The sequence below is a fragment of the Frederiksenia canicola genome, from assembly GCF_011455495.1.
In the GTDB taxonomy this organism is placed as follows: domain Bacteria; phylum Pseudomonadota; class Gammaproteobacteria; order Enterobacterales; family Pasteurellaceae; genus Frederiksenia; species Frederiksenia canicola.
Map to the genome: position 1 here is coordinate 82,887 of NZ_CP015029.1, position 12,631 is coordinate 95,517.

10 protein-coding genes and 1 pseudogene are annotated in these 12,631 nt (G+C 43.3%); 5 read left to right on the plus strand and 6 right to left on the minus strand.

Annotated elements, in window-relative coordinates; genetic code table 11:
* Positions 1-57 precede the first annotated feature (57 nt).
* The 6 genes from murE to fadR form a co-directional block, all read right to left on the minus strand.
* Positions 58-1,563: a UDP-N-acetylmuramoyl-L-alanyl-D-glutamate--2,6-diaminopimelate ligase gene (murE, locus tag A4G17_RS00400; RefSeq protein WP_123955602.1), complete on the minus strand. Its 1,506-nt coding sequence runs from the start codon at positions 1,561-1,563 to the stop codon at positions 58-60.
* Between the two features lie 10 nt (positions 1,564-1,573).
* Entirely contained in the window at positions 1,574-3,613 is a 2,040-nt protein-coding gene (locus A4G17_RS00405; RefSeq protein WP_123956655.1) for a penicillin-binding transpeptidase domain-containing protein, read from the minus strand.
* 3 nt (positions 3,614-3,616) lie between these two features.
* Complete coding sequence (gene ftsL / locus A4G17_RS00410; RefSeq protein ID WP_123955601.1) at positions 3,617-3,928, minus strand: cell division protein FtsL; 312 nt, start codon at positions 3,926-3,928, stop codon at positions 3,617-3,619.
* Positions 3,928-4,866: a 16S rRNA (cytosine(1402)-N(4))-methyltransferase RsmH gene (rsmH, locus tag A4G17_RS00415; RefSeq protein WP_123955600.1), complete on the minus strand. Its 939-nt coding sequence runs from the start codon at positions 4,864-4,866 to the stop codon at positions 3,928-3,930. The genes ftsL and rsmH overlap by 1 nt, the downstream gene beginning before the upstream one ends.
* Before the next feature lie 22 nt (positions 4,867-4,888).
* A complete protein-coding gene (gene mraZ / locus A4G17_RS00420) occupies positions 4,889-5,347 on the minus strand; it encodes a division/cell wall cluster transcriptional repressor MraZ (protein ID WP_123955599.1) in 459 nt (152 codons plus the stop codon).
* A 262-nt stretch (positions 5,348-5,609) separates the two neighbouring features.
* Positions 5,610-6,332, minus strand: a complete 723-nt coding sequence (gene fadR, locus A4G17_RS00425; RefSeq protein ID WP_123955598.1) for a fatty acid metabolism transcriptional regulator FadR — start codon at positions 6,330-6,332, stop codon at positions 5,610-5,612.
* A 170-nt stretch (positions 6,333-6,502) separates the two neighbouring features.
* Between fadR and nhaB the strand changes: the two genes are divergently transcribed.
* The 5 genes and pseudogenes from nhaB to fruB form a co-directional block, all read left to right on the plus strand.
* Positions 6,503-8,044 (plus strand): sodium/proton antiporter NhaB, encoded by a 1,542-nt coding sequence (gene nhaB / locus A4G17_RS00430; RefSeq protein WP_123955597.1) that lies wholly within the window; start codon positions 6,503-6,505, stop codon positions 8,042-8,044.
* An 8-nt stretch (positions 8,045-8,052) separates the two neighbouring features.
* Positions 8,053-8,595: a disulfide bond formation protein DsbB gene (dsbB, locus tag A4G17_RS00435; protein ID WP_123955596.1), complete on the plus strand. Its 543-nt coding sequence runs from the start codon at positions 8,053-8,055 to the stop codon at positions 8,593-8,595.
* Positions 8,596-8,744: 149 nt separating this feature from the next.
* Complete coding sequence (gene metG, locus A4G17_RS00440; RefSeq protein WP_123955595.1) at positions 8,745-10,799, plus strand: methionine--tRNA ligase; 2,055 nt, start codon at positions 8,745-8,747, stop codon at positions 10,797-10,799.
* 129 nt (positions 10,800-10,928) lie between these two features.
* Positions 10,929-11,348: a nucleoside-diphosphate kinase gene (ndk, locus tag A4G17_RS00445; protein WP_123955594.1), complete on the plus strand. Its 420-nt coding sequence runs from the start codon at positions 10,929-10,931 to the stop codon at positions 11,346-11,348.
* A 155-nt stretch (positions 11,349-11,503) separates the two neighbouring features.
* Positions 11,504-12,631, plus strand: a pseudogene (fruB, locus tag A4G17_RS00450) (fused PTS fructose transporter subunit IIA/HPr protein); the annotation flags it as partial.

Genomic DNA, 12,631 nt, shown 5'->3' on the forward strand with positions numbered 1-12,631 from the left:
TTACACAAGCCCAAATACTCGACTAAGTCGTTGGAGTTTCAATTATAGATATAATAATTACCCCAAAAACTCCTTCGCCACTTCCTGATCCGAAAAATGATATTTTTTCGTGCCAATAATCTGATAATCTTCGTGACCTTTGCCTGCGATTAACACCACATCCTTGCTGTCTGCTTGGGAGATCGCTTGTTCAATTGCATATTGACGAATATGCATTTTCTGCACGTTTTTCGGTTTTTTGAAGCCTTGCATAATGTCAGCGAAGATGATGTCAGGATCTTCGGTTCTTGGGTTGTCGTCAGTCACGATCACGTTGTCTGCATATTGTTCAGCGATGCTTGCCATTAGCGGACGTTTGCCCGTATCACGATCACCACCGCAACCGAAAACGCACCAGAGCTTGCCATCACAGTGTAAACGGGCGGCTTGTAGGGCTTTTTCAAGGGCATCTGGGGTATGGGCGTAATCGACAATCACCATTGGATTAGCTTGCGGCACTTCTTCGCTGACTAAGCACTCCATTCGTCCACAAACGCCCGTTAAAAGCGGTGCGGTTTCAAGCAATTTTTGCAACTCGTAACCGAGAGCAAGCAAGCCTGCGAAAGCGGTGAGCAAGTTGCTGACGTTAAAAGCACCGATTAAGCGGCTGTCTAATTTGCCGTTGCCCCACGAAGAAGCGAACTCAATTTCAGCCCCTTGTAGCGTATAAGAAACATTTTTCGCTTGTAACCAGCGAGTTTGGTTGAGTGTTTCCGTAGGGTTGATGCTTACTGCCACCGCTTGTGGCAGTTTGGCAAGCCATTGTTTCCCGATTTCATCATCGGCGTTGATCACCTGTTGTTTGGTGGAAAGTTCGCTAAACAGGCGGAATTTCGCTGCGGCGTATTCTTCCATTGTGTTGTGATAATCCAAGTGATCACGGCTTAAATTGGTGAACACCGCCAAGTCAAAATCCAAGGCTTCAGTGCGATACTGTGCTAATCCGTGGCTAGAAACTTCCATTGCACAGAAATCCGCTCCTAGTGTGACGAAATCCGCTAAATTACGTTGGATTTCAATCGCTGAGCCCGTAGTATTCACCGCTTCTTGCACTTGTCCGTATAAGCCGTTGCCGATCGTGCCCATCACTGCCGATTTTCCGCCCAGCAAGTTTCGCCATTGGGCGAATAGTTGGGCGGTTGTGGTTTTGCCGTTGGTGCCCGTAATGCCGACTAATGTCAGTTTTTTTGATGGCTCGGCGTAAAACACATTGGCGATTGCCGATAGCATTTTCGGTAAATTCGGTACGCTGATGACCTTGCAAGCGGTACGATTTAGGTTACATTTTGCAAATTCGCTGGCGAGTTCTGGCTCACTTATCCCCTCATCCGCTTCAGCTAACACTAATGCCGCCCCTTGCTCAATCGCTTTTGTGATAAATTGACGACCATCGACTTGATGCCCTTTTAATGCCACGAACAGATCGCCTTGCTGAACTTGGCGGCTATCTAGGGTCATTTGGTTTAAGGTTTTGAGCTCCGCCCAAATTGGCAATTCAGGGAAAAACGGCAGTAAACGGTTCATACTCAGTCTCTTAATTGGTTAAGTTCGGTTTAATTTCACGGATGGCGTTACGGCTTTCTTCCGTCACATTATCAGGTTTGATGTTTCTTGCTTTTAAGGTATAGCCCATAATGCTGGAGAACAGTGGTGCCGAAACCGCACCACCGTAGTAAACGCCCGCTTTTGGCTCGTTAATGAGTACCACTAAGGCAAAGCGAGGATCGCTTGCTGGGGCAATGCCTGCGGTGTAGGCGATATATTTTTCAACATATTTGCCTTTTTCTAATTTGCGTGCCGTCCCAGTTTTAATTGCTACACGGAAACCATCGACCGCTGCACGATGTCCACCTTCGCCTTTTTGGGCAACACTTTCCATCATATGCACCACATCACGGGTAATTTTCTCAGGCAACACTCGCTCCCCGATGACAGGCGGATCGACTTTGGTGACGGAAAGCGGGCGATAAATACCAAAGCTACCCAAGGTTGCATAGGCTCTAGCTAACTGCAGCGGAGTCACATTTAGGCCGTAGCCATACGCCATAGTAGCACGTTCAATATCTGACCAGCGTTTGCGATCACCGTTGGTACCTCGTTCTTCGCCTAAACCTAAGCCTGTATCTTTACCAAAACCGACTTTACTGTAAGTATCCACTAACGCCGTTGAAGGCATTCTTAACGCTAAACGACTCACACCGATATTACTCGATTTTTGCAAAATTCCCGTGAGCGTTAGGCTCTCGCGTGGAGCAACATCCGTAATGGTGTGTCCATTCACCGTAAATGGACGCGTACTAATCACTTCGTTTGGATAAGTCGCTTTATGCTGCAACGCAGTAAGTACAACCAGTGGTTTTACCGTTGAACCTGGCTCAAAGGTATCTGTAATCGCTCTGTTACGAGCTAACTCAGGTTTGAAATCGCTACGGTTATTTGGATTATATGAAGGCGCATTGGCCATCGCCAAAATTTCCCCCGTGTGAATATCCACTAACACGGCAGTACCTGATTCCGCTTTATTTTCAATCACCGATTTTTTGATTTCACGGTAAACCATTGATTGCAACTCTTCATCAATGCTCAACATAACATCTTGAGGATCGTACTGTTTTTCATCTCGAATTCTTTCAATGATGTTACCTTTCGCATCTTTACGAATAACTTGCTTACCGTTTTTGCCGATGAGTAGTGAATTAAAACTCCGCTCTAAGCCTTCAGCACCTTCTCTGTCGTCTTGGTCTGTAAAACCAACCAATTGAGCGACTTCTTCTGCCAATGGGTAAAAACGGCGAGATTCACTTTTCAGCACTAGCCCATCAATTTTGAGAGCCTTGGCATACTCTCCAACGGAATCAGACTGGTGGCGAGCAATATATAAAAAACGTTGTTCTGAAGCGGCATAGAGTTTGTCCATTAATACGTGATATTTAAGATCAATGCTCTTAGCCAAGGCTTGCATTTTCTCTTTTGCAAGGGCAATGGCATCTGCTTCTATTTGCAGGAATTCTGAGTTTGGATTATTTCGGACTTTTTCGACTAATGTGTGGTAATCCAAGCCCGTCGAGCGAGCTAATAGCGTCCAATAATCTTCACTATTCAAATTAAAAAGGGAGCGAGGATCATATTTTTTCTGCTTGCCATTGTTTTTTTCTTTCAGGAATGCATTCACTTTTGCATCAATTTTACTAGCAGATCCCCCGATTTCCATGGCAAGTTTCCGCCAACGTTCTTTACTACGACGAAAGTGGGTATCAAAATATTCTTTAGGATCAATAGTGATCGAATACATCGGAACACTCGTGGAAAGCACTCGACCATGGCGATCTAAAATTTTCCCCCGAGTAAATGGTAATTCATTCGCCCGAAGTGACCGCTTGTCCGCTTCTTTAATGAGACGATCGGAATCAGTAATCTGCAAGTAAGCACTTTGAGCCAATAAAGCAAGTGCTAATCCCGCAATAAGCAAATAGACCATCACAAAGCGGCTTGGCATAAAACTGGGAATATTTTTTGCCAAGGATTCACTTTTCGAAGTCTCTTTCTTCGGATTAAATTTCACCGCTTTTTTCATCATTTATCTCACTAAAATCACTTCTTGCTCTTTTTTTGTTCCTTGCAATCCCAATTTCTCCGCAACGGCTTCCACTCGTGATTTTTGGCTTTGGGAATTTTCTTCTAATTGCAAATGAATGTATTGGTTTTCTAATTTCTGATTCGCCACCGTCAATTTACTTTGTTCGCTCGTCAATAAACGGGTTTGATGTGTTATCCAAACCGTTGCAACTGCGGAAAGAATCACCAAAAATAACAACAGGAGAGCCACTTTATTGTGATTAGTTAAATCGTCTAAAATCACTTGGCGTAGTGGATAGCGTTCATTCGACATTAGCGTTTCTCCGCAACTCGCAACACCGCACTACGTGAGCGTGGGTTAGCTTGAATTTCCGCATCTGTTGGCATCATCGCCTTACCGATGGTTTTTAGCGGAATATTTTTGTTTAACTCGCTTTCTAAAATCGGCAAACCTTTCGGCACGGCTTCGCCTTTGCTTTGTTTACGCATGAATTGCTTGACCATACGATCTTCAAGAGAATGGAAACTGATGATCGACAGTCTCCCTTGCGGAGCTAAAACACTTAACGCAGAATTTAACGCCTTCTCCAGTTCATCTAACTCACTGTTGATAAAAATGCGGATCGCTTGGAATGAACGGGTTGCAGGGTGCTTGTACTTATCTTTAAACGGCACTGCTTCTTCGATGATTTTCGCCAATTCCAACGTGCGAGAAATTTTGGGATTTGCAAATTTATTGTGGGAAACGACCGCTTGTGCGATGCGTTTGGCAAAACGTTCTTCACCAAATGTTTTCAACACCCACGCTAAATCATCAGCGGTGACTTGAGCCAGCCATTCTGCTGCTGACAAGCCTTTAGTCGTATCCATTCGCATATCAAGCGGTCCATCTCGCATAAAACTAAAGCCACGCTCTGCTTCGTCAAGTTGTGGGGAAGAAACACCAAGATCGAGCAAAATTCCATCAATTTTGCCAACTAAACCTAATTTCTCACAAATTTCAGGAATAGCGGAAAACGCCGAATGGACGATTTGAAAACGAGAATCGGAAATGGTGTTGGCTTCGGCAATCGCACGTGGATCGCGATCAATTGCAATTAAACGACCGTTTGCACCAAGTTTGCTAAGAATTAAACGTGAATGTCCCCCACGACCAAAAGTGCCATCAATATAAATGCCATTTGGCTTGAGTGCCAAGCCATCAACGGCTTCGTTGAGTAACACGGTGATATGTTTGGGAGCGTCTGTCATTATTACTTTCCGTTTAATTAAATTATAAAGAGAGATTTTTTAGGGCTTCGCAATCCAGCAATTCAGCGGAGCTACCAAGAGCAAGATCTTCCGCAATTTGTGCTTGCCACTGTTTTTCTTGCCAAATTTCAAATTTGTTGAGCTGCCCAACTAACATAATCTGTTGTTCAAGCTGTGCATGTTGGCGAAGCACTGGGCTGAGTAAAATTCGCCCTGCAGAATCCATTTCACATTCAGTGGCAAAACCTTGCATGACGCGCTGAATTCGGCGTTGGGTTGGATCAAAATTAGAAAGTGCCAGCAGTTTCTGCTCAACAACTTCCCATTCATGCAGTGGATACAAGAGCAAGCAAGGCTGACGAATATCAACGGTGCAAATCAAAGTGCTTTGGTGATTTTCGATCAATGCCTTGCGGTAGCGAGTTGGGATCGCCAACCGCCCTTTGCTATCTAAACTGATTGATGCCGCACCACGAAACATAGCTCATGCCTTTTGAAAATAACCCATTGATTTAAAAATGATTTCATCTGTGATTACTATTTTTCACCACAAAACACCACTTTTCACCACTAAAATAGACAAATTTTATCCGTTTAGGTTTAGACGGGCAAGCAGTTTGTTCATTTATGCACATTAGCAAGCGGTCAGTTCCGAACAATTTTTTACAAATCTAAAAAAGAGTAGAAAGGAGAAAAAAGAAGTGCAAGCGAATGCTTGCACTAGATAGAAAAGGAGGCTTGACTTAAAACTGTAAATTTTCAGGTAAGTTTTTCAACATCTCACTCCAAATTACCGTACTGCGTTGCCGATTCTCTGCCATACAATCCACCGCGATATGATAATTTTTTTGTTCACAGGCGGCTTTCAGTTGATGATAGAAATGGCGAGTGAGCTGACGAGACGTTGCATCAGAGAAAAATAGAGATGCAATTTGATGATAAAGATCTTTAAAGCTGTTCAAAATTAAGCCATAAATAGGCTTTTCTGCCACAAAGGTAAAACTGCGGTAAAGATTGTAATCAAACTCGGCATAGGCTTTTGCATTGTCTTCTAAACGCTCTAATTCCGCAAACAACCCCAATGATTTTGTGGCATCTAAACGAATGGCTTCCGGAATATAATACTCCCCCATTCGAGTACGAAGCGACACAACATTAGCAATAATCATCGGAATCGTTGAGCGATCTAGCTTAATCATTGTTTCGATAATGTTAGGCCCAGCGGTTTCCCAGACGTTATTCACTCGGGTTGGCTTCCCGTGTTGAATATTTAACCAACCATCTCGAGCTAAACGCTGTAAGACCTCACGCAACGTTGTACGAGTTACCCCAATAATATCCGCTAATTCACGTTCAGCGGGCAAATCTGACCCCGCAGGGAAATGATTATTCCAAATGCTCTTGACAATGTATTCTTCTGCCAATGCCGCCGGACTTTGAGCTTTTAAAATCTCTGATTTTTCCATTTATGTTATCCCACCAAGGTGAAGCAAAACTCCATACATTGTGACTAAAATGTGACTTAGTTATCAAAAATCAAATTTACTACACGAAAATTATGTTTTTCTATATTATCGTTCAATCCAAAGTATATTACAATCTCACCATTTTTATCTTGTCTGAAAAATCATAATCTATGAAACATTCTGAAGCTTTCTTTAAAAATTTTCTAGGCCATACGCCAGAATGGTACAAAGTGGCGATTTTAGCGTTCTTAATCATTAATCCGTTGATCTATTTCTTTATTAGTCCATTTGTTGCCGGTTGGGTATTAGTCGCAGAGTTTATTTTTACCCTTGCGATGGCGTTAAAATGCTACCCTCTTCAACCCGGTGGATTACTGGCGATTGAAGCTGTCGTAATTGGCATGACAAGCCCTCACCACATCAAACAAGAGATTATGGCAAACTTTGATGTTATTCTGCTTCTGATGTTTATGGTAGCAGGCATTTACTTTATGAAACAATTGCTACTTTATCTCTTCACTAAACTCATTATCGCAATTCATTCCAAAAAAATTCTCTCTCTTGCATTTTGTCTTAGCTCTGCTTTTCTCTCCGCATTCCTTGATGCCTTAACAGTTATTGCCGTCATTATTAGTGTTGGCGTTGGTTTTTATGGTGTCTATCACAAAGTTGCATCGGGCAATAGTTTCGAAGACTCTACCGATATCACGAATGATGAGAAAATTGAGAATAACAAACAGATTTTAGAACAGTTCCGTGGTTTTCTACGTAGTTTGCTTATGCACGCAGGCGTTGGTAGTGCATTAGGCGGTGTGATGACGATGGTTGGAGAACCTCAGAACTTAATCATTGCCGCCCAAGCAGAATGGAGCTTTGGCGAATTCTTCTTACGGGTTGCACCAATCAGTATTCCTGTTCTTATCTGTGGTATCACAACGTGCTACTTACTTGAAAAATATAAACTATTTGGTTATGGAGATCGTTTACCTCGTAAAGTTTGGATTGTTCTTGCTCAGTACAACATTCAAAAAGAGAAGAAAATGACTAATCAGGATCGCTTGAAACTTGCTGTCCAAGCGATTGCTGGTGTGTGGTTAATTATTGGTTTAGCGTTACATTTAGCTGACGTTGGAATTATCGGTTTAACCATCATCATTATTTGTACCGCCTTCTGTGGCATCACCGATGAACACGCTATCGGTAAAGCCTTCCAAGAGTCCTTGCCATTTACCGCATTATTGGTCGTGTTCTTTTCCGTGGTTGCTGTCATTATTGATTTAAAACTGTTTGAGCCAATTATCCGCTTTGTGTTATCCGCCGAACAGGAGTCGCAACTTGCCCTGTTCTACATTTTCAATGGTTTACTCTCTGCCATTTCAGATAACGTCTTCGTCGGTACTGTTTACATCAACGAAGCCAAAGAAGCCCTGGCATCAAGTGCGATTGATCGTAGTCAGTTCGATCTCATTGCGGTTGCAATCAATACAGGAACAAACTTGCCTTCTGTTGCTACGCCAAACGGACAAGCTGCATTCTTGTTCTTACTCACGTCCTCATTTGCTCCATTGATTCGCTTATCTTATGGCAGAATGGTTTATATGGCGTTGCCTTACACCATCGTCTTATCCGTGGTTGGCTTTGTCACAATGGAATTCTTACTTACACCAATTACGCATCTATTACTTGATTGGGGCTGGATTATTCTCCGCTAAGGATCACTATGTTGCACTTTTTTAAAGCACTTTCTCTTCGTCGTGGGGCATGGTTATTGCTTGCGTTAAGTTGTGCTGTTTTAGAAGGCATTGCACTTTATTTCCAACATGGAATGGGGTTAAACCCTTGTGTGATGTGCATTTATGAACGTTTAGCACTGTTTGCTATTCTCGTTTCAGGGCTGATAGGCTTTCTTGCTCCCCGTTCTGCATTGGTGCGTTGGATTGCCATTTTGATCGGTCTGTTCGGTGCCATTAAAGGGTTAAATTTAGCCCTCAAACATACTGATTACCAGCTGCATCCCGCACCGTGGAACCAATGTTCACCGTTTGTAGAATTCCCCGAAACATTACCGCTAAATAAATGGTTTCCAAACCTCTTTGAAGCCACAAGTGTGGATTGTGCCAAAATCACTTGGAAACTCTTTGAGCTAAGTATGCCGCAATGGTTGATTGGCATTTTTGCGACTTACCTTGTGATTTTGATTGTTGTCGCCATAAGCCAGTTCAAACGCAATCGTGCTACAAAAGGACGCAATCTGTTCCGCTAATCCCCCCTACAAGCGGTCACTTCCGTAGAAAGTTTTGCAAATTTGCAAAACTTTCTATAAATCTCACCGCTTGTTGCCGCTTTCCCTACACAATCCCTGCCATTTCCGTTACAATTCAGCCATTTTAGCTTTGATGAACGGAATAAAAAATGTCGAATCAACAACGTAAAATTTTAGTGACTTGTGCCCTACCATATGCAAACGGGGCAATCCATTTAGGGCATATGCTCGAACATATTCAAGCGGATATTTGGGTACGTTTTCAGCGGATGCGTGGTAACCAAGTACATTTTGTTTGTGCCGATGATGCCCACGGCACGCCGATTATGCTCAATGCCGACAAACTTGGCATCACACCAGAACAGTTAATCGAAAAAGCCAAAGCCGACCACATTGCCGACTTTGCGGGATTTAATATCAGTTTTGATAACTACCACTCCACCCACAGCGAAGAAAATCGTGAAATCACACGTAGCATTTACAACACTTTGAAATCAAACGGTTTTATTAAAAGTAAAGTCATTTCACAACTGTTCGATCCTGAAAAAAACATGTTTTTGCCAGATCGTTTTGTAAAAGGCACTTGCCCGAAATGTAAAGCAGAAGATCAATATGGCGACAACTGTGAAGTGTGTGCTTCCACTTACAGCCCAATGGATTTAATCAATCCACGTTCAGCCGTTTCGGGGGCAACACCCGTGGTGAAAGAATCAGAACATTTCTTCTTTGACTTACCTAGTTTTGAAGGGATGTTAAAAGAATGGACACGTTCAGGCTCATTACAGCCAGAAATCGCCAACAAAATGCAAGAGTGGTTTGAAAGTGGCTTGCAACAATGGGACATCAGCCGTGATGCACCTTACTTCGGTTTTGAAATTCCTGACGCGGAAAATAAATTCTTCTATGTATGGCTTGATGCACCGATCGGCTATATGGCGTCGTTCAAAAATCTATGCGATCGCACAGGGCTGAATTTTGATGAGTTCTGGCACAAAGATTCCAAAACCGAACTTTACCACTTCATCGGCAAAGACATCGTTTATTTCCACAGCTTGTTCTGGCCAGCGATGTTGGAAGGCAGCGGCTACCGCAAACCAACCAATGTCTTCGCCCATGGTTATGTGACTGTGGATGGTCAAAAAATGTCGAAGTCCCGTGGTACCTTCATCCAAGCCAGCACCTATCTCAAACATCTCGATCCCGAATGTTTGCGTTACTACTATACGGCAAAATTGAATAACCGCATTGAAGATCTCGACTTCAGCCTTGAAGATTTCGTACAACGAGTGAACAGTGACATCGTAAATAAACTGGTGAATCTTGCCTCTCGTACCGCAGGTTTCATCAATAAACGCTTTGAAGGAAAATTGGCGGCTGAACTCGATGATCCGCAGCTTTTCGGCGAATTTACCGCACAATCGGAGCAAATCGCCGCTTATTACGAAAGCCGTGAATTTAACAAAGCGATCCGTGAAATCATGGCGTTAGCCGACAAAGCTAACAAATACATTGACGATAAAGCCCCGTGGGTGATCGCCAAAGAAGCAGGTAAAGATGCTGAATTACAAGCGGTTTGCTCAATGGGCTTGGAAATGTTCCGTGTGTTAATGAGCTATTTGAAACCCGTTATGCCACATCTTGCCACCAAAACGGAAAGCTTCTTACAAACCGAATTGCGTTGGGATAATATCGATACACCATTATTTAACCACAACATTGCTCCGTTCAAAGCGTTGTTCTCACGCTTAGATAAAAAACAGATCGATGCCGTGATTGACGAAACCAAAGCCTTGTTTGCTGAAGCGAACAAAGCTGAAATTGCAAAAAAAGGAAAGGAAATGACCGCTTGCGAAACCAAAGTTGAACCAATCGCCCCTGAAATCACCATTGACGACTTTGCCAAACTCGATTTGCGTGTCGCCAAAGTCTTGAAATGCGAAGCGGTGCCGAAATCAGACAAATTGCTCCGCTTTGAACTCGATTTAGGCGATCATACCCGCCAAGTGTTCTCAGGCATCAAAGCCGCTTACAATCAACCTGAAGACTTAGAAGGCCGCTTTGTGATCATGATCGCCAACCTCGTCCCACGCAAAATGTCGTTCGGTATGTCGGAAGGTATGATTTTATCCGCAGGCACCGGCGGTAGCGACTTGTTCTTGCTCTCTGCAGATGCAGGTGTGACTGCTGGAATGCAGGTGAAATAAGTGGACAATGGTTTTTCACATGGGTGCTTCGCTCAAAGAGTTAGGCAAGAAAAGCTTTGCGATGACCAAGAGTGAAGATCGTCAAATTAGTCGTGATGCCATCGAAAGAATAAAAACTAAGGAAAAATTATGATCCAACAAACACTTTCAATCATTAAACCCGATGCGACTAAACGCAATCTGGTGGGGGAAATTTTAGCGGTTCTTGAACAGAATAATTTCAAAATCAAAGGGTTAAAAATGGTGCAATTAAACCAAGCCCAAGCGGAAGGGTTTTATGCGGAGCATCAAGGTAAGCCATTTTTTGAACCATTGGTCGAATTTATGATGTCTGGACCTATCGTGGTGACAGTGATTGAAGGAGAAAACGCGATTGAACGCTATCGCACATTGATGGGTGCGACGGATCCTGAAAAACGCGAAAAAGGCACTATTCGTGACCGCTATGCGTTGAGTTATCGAGAAAATTCGGTGCATGGTTCTGATTCAGAAAACTCAGCAAAACGAGAAATTGCCTATTTTTTCAGCCCAAGTGACATTATGAAATAACCAATTTCTCTCTTTTTAAATCCCATTTTGTGAGATTGATCACAAAATGGGATTTTTTTTATATTTTTTGGAGTTGCTAGATCGTTTTAGCAACAAAATAGAGTACAATTCATACAATTACTTTATTTCTCAAATTAAATTCATAAGGAGTTTAAATGCTAAATTTATCGTCTCAAAATGTTCGGTTAAATGTCTCGGCTAGCGATAAGCATCAGGCAATTCGCCTTGTGGCAGAAGGCTTAGTAGCAAATGGCAATGTGGCGGCAGGTTACGAAACTGGCATGTTAGCTCGTGAAACGCAGACCTCAACCTTTTTAGGTAATGGCATTGCGATTCCCCACGGTACACTAGACACTCGCCATTTAGTGCAAAATACTGGTGTGCAAGTGCTGCAATTCCCGAACGGTGTAGAATGGGGTGAAGGCAATACCGCTTATGTGGTGATTGGCATTGCAGCGAAATCCGATGAACATTTGGATTTATTGCGTCAGCTCACGGCGATTTTAGGCGATGAGCAGGTAGTAGAAACTCTCGCTAAGACGCAAGATCTCGACCAGTTTATCACCCTACTCAGTGGCAAATCACAACTTCCTCCCCTTTCTCAAGACCTCATTTCTCTCAATATTCAAAGCGACAGCTTACTCACACTTTCTGCGATTAACGCCGCGGCTTTGCAGGAGAAAGGCTATGCTAATCAAACTTTTGTGAGTGATGTTATCAGTCATGCTCCGCTTTCTCTCGGCAATAATCTCTATGTTATCGACAGTGCCAAAGGCAACCTAGCCAACGGTATTGCGGTCGCTCGTAATCCGCAAGGCAAAACCCTGATCACTGTGGCGGCAACGGACAATAGTTTGCAACCACAACTTGCCAAACTCACCAAAACAGCATTCCGTCAACAGCTCACTATCGCACCAACCGAAAAAATCCTCACTCTTCTCCAAGGCGAAGCAGCGGCACAAGCGGTCAGTTCTGAGCAACATTTTGCAAATGCTTCGCCTGAAGTGACGGGCGAATTCGAAGCGACCTTCACAATAAAAAATGAACACGGCTTGCATGCCCGTCCAAGTGCGGTGTTGGTCAATGAAGTGAAGAAATACAACGCCACCATTCAAGTGCAAAATGTAGACCGAGAAAGTCCACTTGTGAGTGCCAAAAGTTTGATGAAAATTGTGGCGTTGGGCGTGCAAAAAGGGCATCGTCTTCGTTTCGTGGCAACGGGCGAACAAGCCCAACAAGCCTTGGACGGCATTGGTGCAGCGATTGCGAATGGCTTAGGGGAA